22 protein-coding genes are annotated in these 16505 nt (G+C 63.2%); 8 read left to right on the top strand and 14 right to left on the bottom strand.

What is annotated here, in order from left to right:
• Positions 1 to 96 precede the first annotated feature (96 nt).
• Entirely contained in the window at positions 97 to 582 is a 486-nt protein-coding gene (locus AC2FNZ_RS16520) for an RNA pyrophosphohydrolase (RefSeq protein ID WP_093964125.1), read from the bottom strand.
• 135 nt (positions 583 to 717) lie between these two features.
• On the opposite strand from AC2FNZ_RS16520, the gene AC2FNZ_RS16515 reads away from it, so the two are divergent.
• On the top strand, positions 718 to 2745 hold the full coding sequence (locus AC2FNZ_RS16515; RefSeq protein WP_496841284.1) for an FAD-dependent oxidoreductase: 2028 nt from the start codon (positions 718 to 720) through the stop codon (positions 2743 to 2745).
• A gap of 107 nt (positions 2746 to 2852) precedes the next feature.
• On the opposite strand, the gene AC2FNZ_RS16510 is transcribed toward AC2FNZ_RS16515, so the two are convergent.
• The gene (locus AC2FNZ_RS16510; protein ID WP_496841283.1) at positions 2853 to 3785 is read right to left on the bottom strand and encodes a glycosyltransferase family 8 protein; all 933 of its coding nucleotides are present in this window, start codon (positions 3783 to 3785) and stop codon (positions 2853 to 2855) included.
• Positions 3786 to 3887: 102 nt separating this feature from the next.
• On the bottom strand, positions 3888 to 4325 hold the full coding sequence (locus AC2FNZ_RS16505; RefSeq protein WP_496841282.1) for a DUF4399 domain-containing protein: 438 nt from the start codon (positions 4323 to 4325) through the stop codon (positions 3888 to 3890).
• Between the two features lie 229 nt (positions 4326 to 4554).
• Between AC2FNZ_RS16505 and AC2FNZ_RS16500 the strand changes: the two genes are divergently transcribed.
• The gene (locus tag AC2FNZ_RS16500) at positions 4555 to 5460 is read left to right on the top strand and encodes a LysR family transcriptional regulator (protein ID WP_093964122.1); all 906 of its coding nucleotides are present in this window, start codon (positions 4555 to 4557) and stop codon (positions 5458 to 5460) included.
• Positions 5461 to 5516: 56 nt separating this feature from the next.
• On the opposite strand, the gene AC2FNZ_RS16495 is transcribed toward AC2FNZ_RS16500, so the two are convergent.
• The 4 genes from AC2FNZ_RS16495 to AC2FNZ_RS16480 are packed head-to-tail and all read right to left on the bottom strand — an operon-like array spanning position 5517 to position 8427.
• Complete coding sequence (locus AC2FNZ_RS16495; RefSeq protein ID WP_496834520.1) at positions 5517 to 6416, bottom strand: OmpA family protein; 900 nt, start codon at positions 6414 to 6416, stop codon at positions 5517 to 5519.
• The gene (locus AC2FNZ_RS16490) at positions 6413 to 6985 is read right to left on the bottom strand and encodes a peroxidase-related enzyme (RefSeq protein WP_170360556.1); all 573 of its coding nucleotides are present in this window, start codon (positions 6983 to 6985) and stop codon (positions 6413 to 6415) included. The genes AC2FNZ_RS16495 and AC2FNZ_RS16490 overlap by 4 nt, the downstream gene beginning before the upstream one ends.
• A 12-nt stretch (positions 6986 to 6997) precedes the next feature.
• A complete protein-coding gene (locus AC2FNZ_RS16485) occupies positions 6998 to 7708 on the bottom strand; it encodes a GNAT family N-acetyltransferase (protein WP_496841281.1) in 711 nt (236 codons plus the stop codon).
• Complete coding sequence (locus AC2FNZ_RS16480; RefSeq protein ID WP_496841280.1) at positions 7705 to 8427, bottom strand: competence/damage-inducible protein A; 723 nt, start codon at positions 8425 to 8427, stop codon at positions 7705 to 7707. The genes AC2FNZ_RS16485 and AC2FNZ_RS16480 overlap by 4 nt, the downstream gene beginning before the upstream one ends.
• A gap of 50 nt (positions 8428 to 8477) precedes the next feature.
• Here AC2FNZ_RS16480 and sfsA point away from each other — a divergent pair, with 50 nt between their 5' ends.
• Positions 8478 to 9185 (top strand): DNA/RNA nuclease SfsA, encoded by a 708-nt coding sequence (gene sfsA, locus AC2FNZ_RS16475; protein WP_496841279.1) that lies wholly within the window; start codon positions 8478 to 8480, stop codon positions 9183 to 9185.
• A 29-nt stretch (positions 9186 to 9214) separates the two neighbouring features.
• On the opposite strand, the gene AC2FNZ_RS16470 is transcribed toward sfsA, so the two are convergent.
• Positions 9215 to 9610 (bottom strand): RidA family protein, encoded by a 396-nt coding sequence (locus AC2FNZ_RS16470; protein ID WP_170364684.1) that lies wholly within the window; start codon positions 9608 to 9610, stop codon positions 9215 to 9217.
• 251 nt (positions 9611 to 9861) lie between these two features.
• Between AC2FNZ_RS16470 and map the strand changes: the two genes are divergently transcribed.
• The gene (gene map / locus AC2FNZ_RS16465; RefSeq protein ID WP_170360548.1) at positions 9862 to 10674 is read left to right on the top strand and encodes a type I methionyl aminopeptidase; all 813 of its coding nucleotides are present in this window, start codon (positions 9862 to 9864) and stop codon (positions 10672 to 10674) included.
• On the opposite strand, the gene AC2FNZ_RS16460 is transcribed toward map, so the two are convergent.
• Genes AC2FNZ_RS16460 through AC2FNZ_RS16445 form a run of 4 tightly spaced genes read right to left on the bottom strand, consistent with a single transcriptional unit; the run spans position 10662 to position 13330 of the window.
• Positions 10662 to 10841: a hypothetical protein gene (locus AC2FNZ_RS16460; RefSeq protein WP_170405989.1), complete on the bottom strand. Its 180-nt coding sequence runs from the start codon at positions 10839 to 10841 to the stop codon at positions 10662 to 10664. The two genes, map and AC2FNZ_RS16460, sit on opposite strands and share 13 nt — an antisense overlap.
• Before the next feature lie 23 nt (positions 10842 to 10864).
• Positions 10865 to 11500 carry an HAD family hydrolase gene (locus AC2FNZ_RS16455; RefSeq protein ID WP_496841278.1) on the bottom strand — a complete coding sequence of 212 codons (636 nt, stop codon included), beginning with the start codon at positions 11498 to 11500 and terminating at the stop codon, positions 10865 to 10867.
• A gap of 52 nt (positions 11501 to 11552) precedes the next feature.
• On the bottom strand, positions 11553 to 12122 hold the full coding sequence (rsmD, locus tag AC2FNZ_RS16450; protein ID WP_496841277.1) for a 16S rRNA (guanine(966)-N(2))-methyltransferase RsmD: 570 nt from the start codon (positions 12120 to 12122) through the stop codon (positions 11553 to 11555).
• On the bottom strand, positions 12119 to 13330 hold the full coding sequence (locus tag AC2FNZ_RS16445) for an NAD(P)/FAD-dependent oxidoreductase (protein ID WP_496841276.1): 1212 nt from the start codon (positions 13328 to 13330) through the stop codon (positions 12119 to 12121). The genes rsmD and AC2FNZ_RS16445 overlap by 4 nt, the downstream gene beginning before the upstream one ends.
• A 99-nt stretch (positions 13331 to 13429) precedes the next feature.
• Here AC2FNZ_RS16445 and AC2FNZ_RS16440 point away from each other — a divergent pair, with 99 nt between their 5' ends.
• From AC2FNZ_RS16440 to AC2FNZ_RS16425, 4 genes are all read left to right on the top strand, one after another.
• On the top strand, positions 13430 to 13915 hold the full coding sequence (locus AC2FNZ_RS16440) for a peroxiredoxin (protein WP_170342425.1): 486 nt from the start codon (positions 13430 to 13432) through the stop codon (positions 13913 to 13915).
• A gap of 120 nt (positions 13916 to 14035) precedes the next feature.
• Entirely contained in the window at positions 14036 to 14281 is a 246-nt protein-coding gene (locus AC2FNZ_RS16435) for a glycine zipper 2TM domain-containing protein (RefSeq protein WP_093964393.1), read from the top strand.
• A gap of 11 nt (positions 14282 to 14292) precedes the next feature.
• Positions 14293 to 14640 (top strand): EF-hand domain-containing protein, encoded by a 348-nt coding sequence (locus AC2FNZ_RS16430; protein WP_496841275.1) that lies wholly within the window; start codon positions 14293 to 14295, stop codon positions 14638 to 14640.
• A 49-nt stretch (positions 14641 to 14689) separates the two neighbouring features.
• Positions 14690 to 15001 (top strand): hypothetical protein, encoded by a 312-nt coding sequence (locus AC2FNZ_RS16425; protein WP_496841274.1) that lies wholly within the window; start codon positions 14690 to 14692, stop codon positions 14999 to 15001.
• Here the strand turns inward: AC2FNZ_RS16425 and AC2FNZ_RS16420 are convergent.
• Positions 14998 to 15291, bottom strand: a complete 294-nt coding sequence (locus AC2FNZ_RS16420) for a 4a-hydroxytetrahydrobiopterin dehydratase (RefSeq protein ID WP_093964109.1) — start codon at positions 15289 to 15291, stop codon at positions 14998 to 15000. The two genes, AC2FNZ_RS16425 and AC2FNZ_RS16420, sit on opposite strands and share 4 nt — an antisense overlap.
• Positions 15288 to 16475, bottom strand: coding sequence for a GNAT family N-acetyltransferase (locus tag AC2FNZ_RS16415; RefSeq protein WP_496841273.1), 1188 nt, complete (start codon positions 16473 to 16475; stop codon positions 15288 to 15290). The genes AC2FNZ_RS16420 and AC2FNZ_RS16415 overlap by 4 nt, the downstream gene beginning before the upstream one ends.
• Positions 16476 to 16505 lie beyond the last annotated feature (30 nt).

Below are 16505 nucleotides of genomic sequence, written 5' to 3'. Positions count from 1 at the left end.
GAACAAGGGCTAGCACAGGTTCGCGAAATCCATAACAGAGTTCCATGGACTAGGCACCTTGTCCGCAACCCGGAACCCGCTTGACCGAGTTCTAGTTCACCCCAAATACCCCCGAAACGCCTCCATCACCCGCTCATAGACCTCGCGCTTGAAGGGCACGATCTCGGCGATCAGACGGTCGGGGTCCTGCCATTTCCAGCGGGTGAATTCAGGGTGGTCTGTCTGAATATTGATCTGGTCGTCTTCCCCCAGGAACCGCAACAGGAACCATTTCTGCTCTTGCCCACGGAAGCGGCCCTTCCAGATCTTGGGTACGATGTCATGCGGCAGGTCGTAGGGCAGCCAGTCGTCGGTCTCGGCCACGATTTCCACGAGATCGGGGGTGACGCCGATTTCCTCCTGCAACTCGCGTAGCGCCGCCGCGCGCGGGGTCTCGCCTTCGTCCACGCCACCTTGGGGCATCTGCCAGGCGTCCTCGAACCGATCATTGCGCTGGCCGACGAAAATCTGACCCTGATCGTTCATCAGCATCAGGCCCACGCAGGGGCGATAGGGCAGTTTGGCGATCTGTTCAGGTGTCATGGGCGGGCCTCGTAATGTGGTTGGCCAAGCTGTAGCAACTGGCAAAGCGGCGGCAAAGGGGGTGACGTCAGGTTTCGCGTGACACCGGCGCGGTGCGGCGCGATTGTCAGCCCCGAATTGAGGGAGAGTTTCAAGATGACTGCGTACCCGAACCTGCTGGCCCCGCTGGATCTGGGCTTTACCACCTTGAAGAACCGGGTCCTGATGGGCTCGATGCATACCGGGCTGGAAGAAACCGGCGACTGGAACCGAGTGGCCGAGTTCTATGCCGCCCGCGCCCGCGGTGGCGTGGCGCTGATGGTCACAGGCGGCATCGGGCCGAACCTCGAAGGCTCGGTCCTGCCCGGCGCTGCGATGATGGCCAGCGACAAGGACGTGGCGAACCACTCGGTCGTCACCGACCGGGTGCATCAGGCGGGCGGCAAGATCGCAATGCAGATCCTGCATGCGGGACGGTATGCCTATGGCCCGAAATGCGTGGCGCCCAGCCCGATCAAGTCTCCGATCTCGCCCTTCCCGCCCAACGAGCTGGGCGAGGAAGGCATCGAGAAGCAGATCAGTGACATCGTGAACGCCGCCGTGCTGGCGCAGAAGGCCGGCTATGACGGGGTCGAGATCATGGGGTCCGAGGGGTATTTCCTGAACCAGTTCCTGGTGACCCACACCAACAAGCGCACCGACCGCTGGGGCGGGTCCTATGAGAACCGGATGCGCCTGCCTCTGGAAGTGGTGCGCCGCACGCGCGAGGCGGTTGGGACCGATTTCATCATCATCTACCGGCTGTCGATGATCGACCTGGTGCCCAACGGCTCGACCTTCGAGGAGGTGGTGGAACTGGCGCAGCGGATCGAAGAGGCCGGGGCGACGATCATCAACACCGGCATCGGCTGGCACGAGGCGCGTATTCCGACAATCGCCACCAGCGTCCCCCGCGCGGCCTTTGCCTGGGTGACGAAGAAGCTGATGGGCAAGGTGGGGATTCCGGTCATCACCTCGAACCGGATCAACACGCCCGAAGTGGCCGAAGAAGTGTTGTCGACCGGCTGCGCCGACATGGTCTCGCTGGCGCGGCCGATGCTGGCGGATGCGGATTTCGTGGCCAAGGCGATGGCTGGTGAATCGGCCAAGATCGCGCCCTGCATCGCCTGCAACCAGGCCTGTCTGGATCACACCTTCAGCGGCAAGCTGACCTCCTGCCTTGTGAACCCGCGCGCCTGCCACGAGACCGAGCTGGTGATCGAAAAGGCCACCGCGCCCAAGCGCGTGGCCATCGTGGGCGCGGGTCCGGCGGGCCTGTCCACGGCGATGACGGCGGCGCAGCGCGGCCATGACGTGACCGTGTTCGACAAGGCCGACGAGATCGGCGGCCAGCTGAACATGGCCAAGCAGGTGCCGGGCAAGGAAGAGTTCTGGGGTCTGGTGGACTGGTATCGCACCATGCTGGACGATCTGGGAGTAAAGGTCGAACTGGGCCGCGCGGTCGGCGCCGACGATCTGGCCGGGTTCGACGAGGTGGTGATCGCCACGGGCGTCAACCCGCGCGATCCGCAGATCCCCGGCCAGGATCGCGACAATGTCGTGAACTATATCGACGTGCTGCGCGGCAGGGCCCCGGTGGGCAAGTCGGCGGCGGTGATCGGCGCGGGCGGCATCGGCTTCGACGTGTCGGAATACCTGCTGGAGGAGGGCCACTCGCCCACCACCGACCTGCCCTTGTGGATGAAGGAATGGGGCGTCGCCGACCCCGAGCAGCACCGCGCAGGCCTGGCGCCTGAAGGCCCGCAGCCCGAGGCGCCCAAGCGGCAGGTCACGCTGTTGCAGCGCAAGAAGCAGGCGCATGGCAAGGGGCTGGGCAAGACCACCGGCTGGATCCACCGCGCGACGCTGAAGATGAAGGACGTGAACTTCGTGGGCGGCGTGAACTATGAGCGCATCGACGACGAGGGGCTGCATGTCTCGTTCGGAGAAGAGCGCGCCGACCCGACCGTCATCAAGGCGGACACGATCGTTCTGTGCGCCGGACAGGTGCCCGAGCGGTCGCTGGCCGATGCGCTGATCGAACGCGGGATCACCCCGCATGTGATCGGCGGCGCGGATGTGGCAGCCGAACTGGATGCCAAGCGGGCGATCAACCAAGGCACGCGGCTGGCCGCCGCACTCTAGGGAAGACCCGTTCCGTCCACTTCCCCAAGGCGAGAACACTCAGACAAAAGAAAGCCACCCGAGCGATGCCCGGGTGGCTTCTTAGGGCGTTGAGCCAGTTCCGCGCCCTATACGGAAAAAGTTAGACCTGTCTCGTCCTCGAACCGTGCCAAGTATTCCTGGTAATCCCGAAAGGCGCGGCACAGCAGAATCTGTGACGCCGGCTTCGCGCGCCAGGGCTTCTTGCCTCCGATATAGTGCCACATCTTCGGGTTCCGGCCTGCCTGTTTCAGTTGGTTTCGAAATTCGGCAGAGGTATGCCGGAATTTCGGACTGTGCGCGTCGTACCAAATCTGCGGTCGCGTGTTCCATTGCTGAGGAAGTCTGAGCCACTGGCCCGCGAAAATCTGGTTCATCCGATCCTGCTCGGGCAGGTCGTGGATATGCGGGATCAGCTTGTCGAAATTGCCCAGCTCCTTGCCCGCGGGTGAATTCCGGATCGCTTCGCAATCCATCAGAAGGATGCCCGCGTTGAAGTAATTCTCGCCGGGCAGAAAGCCCAACCGGATGCTGCGCAAAACGCGTGTGACCGACTTTTGGTGTTCGTGCCCCGGCCTCAGAACACTCTGCAGGGATGGGCGCAGAAAGCGGCCTTCGCCCAACGTGACCAATCCCATGTCGACACAGGCCCCGATCCCGTGGCCACTCATGTCGAGCTCCTGCAACTCGCAGACATCGCCCAGCACAAGAGTGTCGGCGTCAATGAACAGACACCGGCCCGAAAAGAATTCGGGCAGAAACAACGGCAGCAGCGTGATTTTCGGGTATTTCGTCTTGAACTCTGAAAACCGGCCGAGCGTTTCGGACTGGAACTCCCGGTAACAAACCGTGCCGTTGTCGACCGCACGATCCAGCTGGTCGACGGCTGCGATGTCTTGTGCGGTAAAATCCTGACCGAAAACGGTAACGTCAACAGGCCGGCTGGCGTTCTTGACCACGGAATAGGCCGACAGCAATGCGGGATACAGAAAGTTCCGGTCGACCCCAAAAACAACGTTCATTCAAATACCATGGCTCCGCCCCCGATCAGAATCGTGTATAGGCGACGCAAGCACATGTAATCAAACCGAAACCGTCCCGGCGCTGCGGTTGACCGGTACGGGTTACTCCACGGTGATCGTTATCACCTCGGAAACGATCGGCGTCGCGTGAGGCACATGACCCGCATCGCCCAGGACCAGTTGCAACGTGTGCGTCCCGGGGGCAAGCCCCAACGTGACTTCGGTCTGACCACCACCGAAATGTAGGTGGTTGTCATCAGCCGGCAGCCCATAGGTCAGTTCGTCGGCCCCGTCCTCACCCTGACCCAATGGGGGGCGATCGATCAGCAAATGGTGATGGCCGGTGTTTTCCTTTTCGGTCCCGGCTGGCGCAACGCCCATACCGCGGAGGCCAAATACCACCGTCACCGGTGACGTTACCGTGTCGCCGTCCGACAGGTTGACGAAATAGACCTCGGCATCGGGGTTCGATGGCGTCTCCCCTCCGGCCCAGGCCAAGGGGGCAAACAGGCAAAAAATAGTTGCTAGAATGGCTTTCATGATCTCCTCCCTGGTCACAAAAATGCCATTCTGACTTTAGCACGTTGCAAGAGATAACCAGAAAAGAACACGCAAACAGGGGGCGGATGCAGGCGGGAAACCACTGTTTCCGCGTTTCCGAAGCGCAAACGATCCGATTCAAAACCCTGATATTATCCCATGTCTGCCCAGTTTCCGCCCAGATTGGAGGCGATGGTCGGTCAACGAACAGACGACCTGGGGAACGAGAATGGACCGACTGACAGAAATGGAGGCCTTCGCCAACGTGGTGGACCAAGGTGGTTTCACAGACGCGGCCAAAAAGATGGGCATTTCCAAATCAGCCGTGTCAAAGCACGTGTCGAGCTTGGAGGCCCGCTTGGGCGCACGTTTGCTGAACCGCACGACGCGCCGCGTGTCACCGACCGAGATCGGGCTGGCCTATTACGACCGCGCACGCCGTGTGCTGAATGATGCGGGCGAAGCCGACGCGCTGGTGACGTCGATGCAATCGGCGCCTTCAGGTCTGCTGCGCATCAGTGTGGCCACTGATTTCGGGGTGAACCACCTGTCGCCCGTGCTGTCCGGTTTCCTGGCGGCCTATCCCGACATCACCGTGAACATGGTCTTGAACAATCGCTATGTCGAACTGATTTCCGAAGGGTTCGACGTGGCCGTGCGCATCGGCGAGCTGGAAGACAGCACCCTGCGCGCGCGCAAGCTGACCGAGACGGTCAAACGCATGGTTGCGGCCCCCAGCTATATCGAGAAGTTCGGGCGGCCGGCAAAGATCGATGACCTCAACGAACACAAGCTGCTGCATTACTCCAGCCAGTCCTCGGGCAACGTCTGGAAGTTGACCGCGCCCTCAGGCGAAAAGAGGCAGGTGCGCACGGCCGGTTGGCTGAGCGTGAACGACGGTCAATCCCTGTTGAATGCGGCTATCTCGGGCCTCGGAATCGCTTATCTGCCCAGCTATCTCTACGCGGACGCACTGAAATCCGGCCAGGTGGTCGACGCGATGCCGTCGCTGCCGGACGAGGTCCAGGGTGTCTATGCGGTGTACCCGCCGGGCCGGTTCACCCAGCCCAAGGTGCGGGCGTTCATTGATTTCCTTGTCGAGTCCTTTGCCGAAAAAGGTCCGATGGATTGGTAAGACCTCCCAGTGAAGACTGACCGGCCCGCGCAAATTGCGCGGGCTTTTTTTCTTGGTCAGTTCAACAGCAGAACAGCCTCGACCCGGCGGTTCTGTTCGCGCCCTTCCGGGGTGGCGTTCGAAACGATCGGGGCGAGGTAGCCGACACCCTGCGCCTGCACGCGGTCTTCGGCCACTCCATGTGCCTCGATCAATCGCGCACGGACAGCCTGGGCGCGGCGTGTGCTGACCTCGATATTGGCCTGCAGGTCGCCGGTGTCGTCGGTGTGCCCAACCAGCGCCAGCCGCGCGCCGGGGGTCTCGGCCAGGTAGCCGGCCAGCAGGCCCAGCGACTCAAACGGCCCGGCCCCCAAGGCGACCTCGCCCGTCTCAAAGCTGAGATCGCCGAGTATCACGTGACCATCCCGCACCAGGCTGGCAACCAGCCCGTCGCTGCCAATCACCGTTTCCTCGACCACCAGCGGCGGTGGGGTCTGACCCTTCGGAGTGACGCGGATCATCTGCACATACCCGTCGGGCTGGTTTCGGCTGATCAGCAAGGTCAGGGCTTCGGCTCCGCGAGTGGCTGACAGAAATCGATAATCATTGATTGCCACATACATGTCGGGCGTCGGCACCACCTCGGTTCCAAAACGGAAGTCGAACCCACCGCAAGTGCGGGCCTCACATTCGAAAGCGATCTCAAAACCCTGCGCCTTGAGCTGATCCCGCAGCGGGTCGAGGATCTGCAGCGTCGTGCTGGAACCGGCCTGCAGCCGCCATGTGGTGCGCTCGATCCGGCCTTCGACCGTGCGCGCGGGAACGGCGTTGTCTGCAAACGGGCCGGTCGGCACTTGGTAGCTGTCCAACGGGCTGACGCGCTGGCTGATTTGTCGCGCACTCGCCGGCAGCGACAGGTCCTGCGCCGCCACAGGACCCGCGATCAGACAGAAAAGAAGGACAGTAAATCGGATCATCGAAACTGCGCGTGATACTCGTCATTGGGCACCATCGCCGTGGCACTGGCGACCCGGTTGGACATGTTGAAGAAGCCCGCAACGTTTGCGATGTCCCAGATGTCGCGGTCGGTGAACCCCGCATCGCGCAGGCGCTGGCGGTCCGGTTCCTCGATCTCGGCGCTGGCTGTGGTCATCTTGGCAGCGAAGTCCAGCATCGCGCGCTGACGGGCATCCAGAGGCGCCACACGGTAGTTCATCACCAGCATTTCACCCAGCTTGGGATCACCTGACAGCTGACGCACGGCGGCACCATGGGCAACTAGGCAATAGAAGCACCGGTTGATCGACGAGACCACGACCGCGATCATCTCACGTTCCAGCTTGCTGAGCCCGCTGTCCGCCAGCATCAGGTCATTGTACATGCCCGTGAACGCGTTCAGCTTGTCGATGTCAAAGGCGTTTGCCTTCAGCACGTTGGGGACCATGCCCAGCTTCTCGACGCAGATATCGAAGTATTTCTGAGTCTCGGGCGGCAGCGGATCCACCATTGGCAGGTCAAGCGCGGTGGGCATGTCTCGATCGGTCACGTCTGTCTCCTCTCAGACCAGCTGGCGATAGTGATACTCTCCGACGCGATCCATCCCCAGAGAGTGGTAGAGCGCGTTGGCGCCGGTATTGGCCTTGGTGCAGATCACGCTAAGGGTATGCGCGCCATTGTCCAGCGCCCAAAAGGCCGCGGCGCGCATCGCCCAGCGGCCCAGCCCCTGTCGGCGGTGCGCCGGCACGATCTCGAGCGCATGCAGCATGGCGATGCCGTCGTGGATGGCCACGAAACCGGTGCCCGCCGGCTGATCGCGGTGACGCAGCAACAGTCCGGTCTTGGGGCCGGGGGCGCGCTCCATCACCGCCAGGCGTTCGGGGCCAATACCCCCCTGCGCCCAGATCTCGCGCATGATGGCCAGCGGCTCCCACAGGGTAAAGACGGTGACCGGCGGCACCGGCTGGTCGGTCAGCCGCGCGACCGGGCAGGCGTAGATGTTGACCGGATCGAGGATCTCATAGCCCCGCGCGGCCAGCATTTCATCCAGTGCCTCGTCACCCGGACGCAGGCAAAAGATGCGTTTCTGGCCCATCGCCTGCATGGCCGCCTCGGCCGCGTCGATATCCGGCGGGGTGACCGGGCCGATACGGCTGGCCGCCGACACGCGCGAGCCGCCCCCCTGCCCTTCGCGCAGCAGGAACGGACCCAACTGCATGTACCGCGCGGCGGGCCATGTGCCATCGACAACTGCCGCCCAGTCTACCGTCAAAGGCCAAGCTCCTTGGCCAGTCGCGTCGTGACCGCATCGATACGCGACCCGTCAGTGCCCCGAACAACGACATTGGCCCCAAAGGCGCCGTTGATCTGGAACGGGTAACACCCGATCGACACGTCGCCGAATTCCTCGGCCACCGCGGCCAGGGTCGCCGCGATGTCACCTTCTCCCCGGTTGACCCGCAAGGTCTGAGACAACAACGGTTTTCCTCCGGTCAGGGTGGGCAACACGCTGGCCACCATCGCCTGGAAAACCAATGGGACGCCGGCCATCACATGGACATTTCCCAGTGTGAAACCTGGCGCGATGGAAACCGGGTTGTCGATCAGCGTTGCCCCGTCAGGGATGCGCGCCATGCGCAGGCGCGCTTCGTTCAGCTCCAGCCCCGATTGGTCGTAATGCGCCTGCAGCAGGGCGCGGGCATCGTCGCGCACATCGATATGCGCCCCGAACGCGCGGGCGATGCAATCGGCGGTGATGTCGTCATGGGTCGGGCCGATGCCCCCGCTGGTGAACACATGGTCATAACCTTGCGACAGCGCCGTGACGGCGGCCTCGATCGCCGGTGCGTCGTCGCTGACGATGCGGACCTCTTTCAGATCGATGCCGTGTTTGGTCAGCTCCTGCGCCAGAAAATGCATGTTGGCGTCGCGGGTTCGGCCGGACAGGATTTCATCCCCGATCACCAGCATTGCAGCGGTTGGGTTGGGCATGGCACGCTCTCCTCTTGATCGACCTTTGCGGCAGGTATAGGCCCGGAACCATGCGCTTTCAAACCCCTCTTGTGCCCGCCCGCCTGATCCGCCGCTATAAACGCTTTCTGGCCGATTGCAGGCTTGAGGACGGGCGCGAGGTGACGGCCCATTGCGCCAATCCGGGTTCGATGATGGGTCTGGCCGAACCGGGCGAAAAGATCTGGCTTGAGCCTAATGACGACCCCAAGAAGAAACTGAAATACGGCTGGCGGCTGGTCGATCATGAAAATGGCCATTTCACCGGGGTCGATACTTCGGTGCCCAACCGGGCGCTGCGGGCAGCGCTCGAAGCCCGGGAAATCCCTGCATTCGCCGCCTATGAAACCGTGAGGCCCGAGGTCAGATACGGCCAAAATAGCCGCATCGACTTTTTGCTGACGCAACCCGGTCTGCCCGACGCCTATGTCGAGGTCAAAAGCGTGACCCTGTCGCGCGCACCGGGGCTGGCCGAGTTTCCCGACAGCGTCACCGCACGGGGCACCAAACATCTGGGGGAACTGGCCGAAATGGCCGCGCAAGGACACCGGGCCATCCTGCTCTACCTTGTTCAGCGCACGGACTGCCGCAAATTCGCGTTAGCCGCCGATATCGACCCGGCCTACGCGGCAGCGTTTGCTACTGCCCGGGCCAATGGGGTTGAACACGTGGTCTGTGGTACGCGCATTTCACCGGACGGCGTCTGGGTTCAGCCGCAGGCGACGATTTCCAGCGACTGAACGCCGTTCGATTTCCGCCGCACAGCGATTCAATCGGGGACGACGGCGTCGACCTCGATTTCAACCAACCATTCGGGATTTACGAACCGGTTGATCGCCATGATCGTGTCCACGGGTCGCGCGTCCAGACAGTACAGCTTGCGGGCCTCGATCGCCTGCTTCCAATTGTCGATATCGGTCAGAATCACGCGGGTTCGCACGATGTCCTGCAAACCCGATCCGGCACGCTCCAGCGCATCCTTGATGATCTCAAAGCATTGCTTGGTCTGCAAATAGACGTCCCCGACCCCGACTGTCTTGCCTTGCGCATCGACCGGGGCAGTCCCCCCGACCGCGATGAAATTCCCTACCCGGACGGCGCGGCTGAAGCCGACGACCGCCTCCATGGGGTTTCCATTCGATATCAATTCCCGTTTCTGCGACATTCATCCGGCTCCTCTCTTCCCGACCAAATGAGTCTCTGTACATTCATTTGGCCCCAAATCCGGGCATCGGTCGAGGCCTTTTGACGCCGGGCCAGACCACCCGCGCAAAACGCGGCAACGTCCCTTGACGTTTCGCCCCCCGCATCCAAATTCAGATCAGGGCAGGCACCCGCGACCCTGCGCCCTCTGGTACTTTCTGCACAAGCAGCGTAGAAGGGATGCTGCGCAGAATTTTTTGGAGCCCCGCACGAATGAAAGAGCATCGTGGCCGTCTGACAAAGGACGGTATCCGCATCTACGAACAGGCTGACTTTGCCGGCATGCACGCGGCAGGGGCTCTGGCGGCGCGCATCCTCGATGACATTGCCGAGCATGTCTTTCCCGGCCAGACCACGGGCGAGATCGACCGGATCATCACCCAGATGGTCGAGGACGCCGGCGCGAAATCGGCCACTATCGGTTACAAAGGCTATCAGCACGCCAGCTGCATCAGCGTGAACCACGTGGTCTGCCACGGGATTCCCGGGGACAAGAAGCTCAAGGATGGCGACATCCTGAATATCGACGTGACCGTGATCGTCGACGGCTGGTTCGGCGACACGTCGCGCATGTACGTGGCCGGAAAGCTGCCGCGCAAGGCCGAGCGGCTGATCCAGGTGACCCACGACGCCCTGTTCAAAGGCATTGAGATGGTCAAGCCGGGCAACACCTTCGGTGACATTGGCCACGCGATCCAGTCTTATGTCGAAGCCCACCGCATGAGCGTGGTGCGCGATTTCTGCGGGCACGGGCTGGGCCGCGTGTTCCACGCGCCGCCCAACGTGCTGCACTATGGCCGCCCGGGCACCGGCGCGGTTCTGGAAGAAGGCATGTTCTTCACCATCGAGCCGATGGTGAATCTGGGTCGCCCTGAGACCAAGACGCTGGCCGATGACTGGACCGCCGTGACCCGCGACAAGTCGCTGTCGGCGCAGTTCGAGCATTCGGTGGGTGTGACAGCGGACGGGGTCGAGATCTTTACCCTGTCACCGGGCGGCAAGTTCCACCCGACCTACTCCTCCTGATCGGCAGCCTGATCGCGTAGAAGCTTCAGCAGCAGGGTGTCCGGGCCCCAAGGCGTCACCGCGTCCTGAATGAAGACGGGTGCGGGCCGAGGCTGTGGCTCGGGTCCTGAGGTAGCCTGCGCCTCGAACCGGGCGGGCCAGAACGGGCGTGAGAGTGCGCGATCCATGACCGCAGTCTAGCACAGGCCGGTCAATGACCCAAAAGCCGCGGCACGTCCTTCATGTGACGGATGACTTCGGCCCCAAGCCCGGCCATGCGCGCGCCGTCATCGTGCGGCGCATAGGCAAGGCACCTCATCTGGGCCCGGATCGCGGCGGTCACACCGTTCGCACTGTCCTCGATGACCACCGGCGACTTTGCACCGAAATGTTGGGCCGCGGTCTGGAACAACCCCGGCTCGGGCTTGGCGCTGCCGACCTCATGCGCCGAGAAGACCACGTCCTGAAACCTGCCCCACAGCCCGTTCTGACCCAAGGTGATCTGCATTTTCTCGCGACGCCCGTTCGAGGCCACACAGAAAGGGGTGCCCTGTTCGTCCAGATGGCGCAGCAACTCGGGGATTCCCGGAATCACGGGAACACCCGCGCGCAGCACATCATAGATTTGCGCATAGATCTGCTCGGTCCAGTCATCGGGCAGGTCAGCGCCCATCTTGCGCGCCGTGTCCCGGACGCCCGACATGGTGCCGCCCACGAACATCGACATGCAGTCTTGCAGCGACAGGTTCAGCCCATACCCGGCCAGGTTGTCGACCATCACTTGATTGGAGATCGTTTCACTGTCGACCAAGACACCGTCGCAATCAAAGATCACCAGATCGTGCATTGGGCTCTCCGTCGCAGGTTTCGCACCTGCCTAACCCGGGGGAAACGCAGGCTCAAGCCGGACCCCTGGCGGGGTCCCGCCACATCAACGAGATATGGGTGTCGCCGTATTTGCGCGCATCGTTCAGCGTGAAGCCTTCGGGCGGGGCCATCGGGGCGTTCTCTTCCCAGACCACCAGCGCGTCATCAGCCAGCCAGCCATTTTGCGCGGTCGCCGCCAGCGCCTTTTGCCCCAGACCCTTGCCATAGGGCGGGTCGAGGAAGATCAGGTCATACGGTTCACCTGGGTTGTCGCCAAGCCGCGCCGCGTCGCGGCGGATCAGGGCGGTGCGGTCGGCGCTGCGGGTCAGGTCGATGTTCTTGCGGATCAACCCCTGCGCCACCCGCCCGTCATCGACGAAGGTGACATGCGCCGCACCGCGCGACAGCGCCTCGAGCCCCAGCGCGCCGGTGCCGGCGAACAGGTCCAGCACCCGCAGCCCGTCAAAGTCGATCAGGTGGTTCAGTACGTTGAAAAGGCTTTCGCGCACCCGGTCGGTGGTGGGGCGAAGATGCGCGCCCGCGTCCCCCTTGCCGACCGAGGCCAGCGCCCGGCCCCGGAAGTCTCCGGCGATGATCCTCACGCCTTGAGCAGCGGTTTCAGATCCGCTGCGGGGTCGGCCACCACCGCCGGATCGGCGGTTTTCCCCGCGTCGATCAGGCGCTTGCCGACCATGTAGGCGCGCGGGTCGTTCATCGCATCCACCGCCAGCAACTGATCGCCCTGGTAATACCAGAACGAGGTGGTCGCCCCCTCGCCCGGTCGGGTCACGACGCGGTCATAGCCCGTGTTCAGCCCGGCGATCTGGAGTTTCACGTCATACTGGTCCGACCAGAACCACGGCGTGGCCAGGTAATCCTTGCCCGCGCCCAGCATGTTCTGCGCCACCACCTCGGCCTGGTCGATCGCGTTGGGCACGCTTTCCAGACGGATGCGCCGCCCCTTGTAGGGGAACGAGACGCAATCGCCGGCGGCCCAGATCGACGGGTCAGAGGTGCGGCCCTGCGCATCGGCCTTGATGCCGTTCTCGATCTCGAGCCCGGCCAGTTCGGCCAGTTCGGTGGCCGGGGTGATGCCCACGCCGACAACCACGAAATCGACCGCGAGTTCCGTTCCGTCACCCAACACCGCGCCGGAGACCTTGCCATCCGCGCCGGTGATCCGGTCCAGCCCGACGCCCTCGCGGATGTCCACCCCATGCGCGCTGTGCAGCGCGCGGAAAAAGTCACTGGTTTCGGGTGCAGCGACCCGCTGAAGGATGCGGTCGGCCATTTCCACCAGCGTCACATGCACGCCGCGCTTGGCGCAGACGGCCGCGGCCTCGAGCCCGATATAGCCGCCGCCGACGATCAGCGCCCGGGCGCCTTCGGTCACGGCGGGGGCCATCGCGTCCACATCGGCCAGTGTGCGCACCACATGCACGCCCGTCAGGTCTCCGCCGATGGCGGCAGGCAGGCGGCGCGGGTGCGAGCCGGTGGTCAGGGCAAGCTGGTCGTAGGATATCACCTCACCGCCGATGGTCACGGTCTTGGCCGCCGGGTCGATCGCCGTCACCTGCTGACCCAGCCGCAGGGTGATATCATTCTCGGTATAGAAACTCTCGGGGCGCAGGAACAGCCGTTCCAGCTCCATCTCGCCCAGCAGATAGGCCTTGGACAAGGGCGGTCGCTGATAGGGCAGCACGGGTTCGGCGCCGATCAGGGTGATCGCCCCGTCAAACCCGCCCTTGCGCAGCCCGGCCACCAGGGATGACCCCGCCTGTCCGGCTCCGATCACGACGATATGGCTCATCTGGTCCGCCCCCTGTCGATTTCCCGTGGCTTGTGCCACCCGCCCACCTATATTGCGGCAAGGAGCGAGTTTGCAATTTCAATCGACAGGAGCATGAAGATGATTTCAACCGGCGACACCCTGCCCGAAGCAACCCTGATCCAGATGGGCGCTGACGGACCGGAAGAGGTGCGGGTCTCCAGCAAGGTCAAGGGCCGCAAAGTGGTAATCTTTGCCGTGCCCGGCGCGTTCACCCCTACCTGCCACTCGGCCCATGTGCCCAGCTTCATGCGCACCAAGAACCAGTTCGCGGCCAAGGGCGTGGACGAGATCATCTGCGTGTCGGTCAACGACCCTTTCGTGATGAAGGCCTGGGGCGAGGCCACGGGTGCGACCGCGGCCGGGCTGACCATGCTGGCCGATCCGGCCTCGGAGTTCACCAAGGCGATCGGCATGAATTTCGACGCCCCGCCCGCCGGCCTGATCTCGCGCTCCAAGCGCTACGCGATGCTGGTCGAAGACGGCAAGGTCGTGGCGCTGAACCTCGAGGAAAGCCCCGGCGCCTGCGAGATTTCGGCCGGAGAAGGCTTGCTCGAAGTCATTTGACAGGGCGGCCCCGGTGCGCACCGGGGCCATGCCACAGGTCATGTTTGATGAAGGCCAATTAACTTGGCCCGCACCGTCGGAATGTGTCAGTGTTCCTGCATGGGAACCGGGAGCTCATTCATGAAAAGATTTTTAGCAGTCATTACTTTGGGCGGCGCGGGGCTGTTGACCGCGTGCGGGCCTGCGCCAACACCGCAGCAACAGGCTGCGCGCCAGCACGAGATCGCCTGTCTTGGCGGCACTCTGGGCGGAGCGTTGATCGGCGGCGCCATCGGCAACCAGTTCGGCGGTGGGTCGGGCAAGGATATTCTGACCGCAGCCGGCGCCGTGGCCGGCGGGGTCGAAGGCCAGAGATTCGCATGCTGAGGAGCGCCAGGATGAAACACTCGGTTCTATTGATGTCGACCCTGATGATGGCAGCACCTGCCGCAGCAGACAGCGTGGCCGAACTGAATGAGCGCGAATTGAACGCGATCGACGCCAACAACGACGGTTTCCTGTCGCGCGACGAATTCGACGCCTTTTCTGATTATGCCTATCAGGAGATGGACGATGACAAGAACGGCACGCTCGGTCTGGACGAGGCCAAGCCGTTCATGGATCTCAAGATGTTCCAGAAGATTGACCGCAATCGCGACAACTCTATCTCTCGGTCAGAGTATGACTCGCAGATAAATGACGATTTCCTGTCTGCGGACAAGGACCGGAACGGTCAGTTGGATTGAGGCCCGGCGCCCCGGTACGGCTGACCCTGTGACCAACAGGAGCGCAGGCATGAGAGCATTTTATTGGCTTTGTGCGGTCGTTTTGCTGGCAGCGTGCGACGTCCCGCAGGCGCCGGTCGTGACCGGGCCGGATGGGCAAGCGCGCATTCAGATCAATACGGCTGGTCTGACCTGCTATCAGACGCGCTGTCTCGACATCAATCCGGCTGCGCGCAGCGTACGGATGATGGGCAACCGCACCGCCGGGATCCCGCGCGACATCGACGTGAGCGACGGCACCGTGACCCCGTCCGAGTTCCGCCGTCTGGGCGAGGTTGCGATGCTGGCTGGCGGCATGGGGTCGCGGGGCGACCGCGGCTAAAGCAGGCTGTCCATCTTGCGGGCAAGCTTGGCGTCCTGAGACGACAGGCCGCCTACGTCATGGGTGGTCAGCACCACCTCGACCGTGCGGTAGACGTTGGACCATTCGGGGTGGTGGTTCCACTTTTCCGCAAAGATCGCCACCTTGGTCATCCAGCCGAAGGCATCGACGAAATCGTCGAAGATGAAGGTCTTGGTGATCGCGTCACGATCCTTGACCATGGTCCAGCCGTTCTTGAACAGCGGATCCAGCAGCGGGCCACGGGTCTCGGTCGACAGAAGTTCGCTCATTGCTGTTCCTCCGGGTTGGCTTTTCTGAACGGGCCATAGTCCGTCAGAATCTCGATCTCTTCCCCCACCGCGCGGGACTCGGCCTCGAGATACCGCGCGACGGCGTCCGCAAAGCCTGGATCGGCGACCCAGTGCAGGCTGTGCGTGCGCGTGGGCAGATAACCCCGCGCCAGCTTGTGTTCTCCCTGCGCGCCGGCTTCGACCCGGTCCAGACCATGCGCGATGGCAAAGTCGATCGCCCTATAGTAGCACAGTTCGAAATGCAGGCAGGGGTGATGTTCGTTGCAGCCCCAATAGCGCCCGAACAAGGTCTCGCGCCCGATGAAGTTCAGCGCGCCGGCCACCGGGTATTCGCCCCGCTCGGCCAGCACCAGCGCCACGTCATCGGCCATGGTTTCGTGAACGATGTCAAAGAATTGCCGCGTCAGATAGGGTGAGCCCCACTTGCGCGCGCCGGTGTCCTGATAGAATTCCCAGAACGCGTCCCAGTGTTCGGGGCGCAGATCGGCACCGGTCAGTGTGCGGATCTCGCCGCCAAAGGCATTGGCCTGTGCCCGTTCCTTGCGGATGTTCTTGCGCTTGCGCGAGGACAGGGCGCCCAGAAAGGCATCGAAATCGGCATAGCCGTCGTTCAGCCAGTGAAACTGCTGCGAGTCGCGCACCAGAAGGCCCATCTGCTGCCCGGCCAGCGCCTCGTCCTGGGTGCAGAAGGTAACGTGCAGCGACGACAGGCGATTGTCGGCGGCCAGTTGCACCGCCCCCTGCACCAGCGCCGACATGGCGATCCCGTCATAGCCGGGCCGTGTCAGGAACCGCCGCCCGGTGGCCGGGGTGAAAGGCACCGCGATCTGCAGTTTGGGGTAATACCGCCCGCCCGCGTTTTCATAGGCATGGGCCCAGCTGTGATCGAAAATATATTCGCCCTGGCTGTGCGACTTGGCATACATCGGCGCGGCCCCGATCAACAGGCCGTCCAGATAGGCGGTCAGGTATTGCGGCTGCCAGCCGGTGCCCCGTCCGACCGAGCCGCTGTCTTCCAGCGCGCGCAGGAACCGGTGCGTGGTGAACGGGTCCAGCGGGCGGGTGCCGTCGGCGGCCTCGGGGCAGGCGCAACTGTCCCATTCGGCCGCCGGGATCTGATCCAGCGACGACAGAACCCGAATTTCGATCTGTGACTGGTCCATGTACCCTCCTGCGTCCCCTGAACTATCTGT

The sequence above is a fragment of the Ruegeria sp. SAZA006 genome, assembly GCF_059613465.1.
This window is presented reverse-complemented; position numbering and strand designations above follow the sequence as displayed.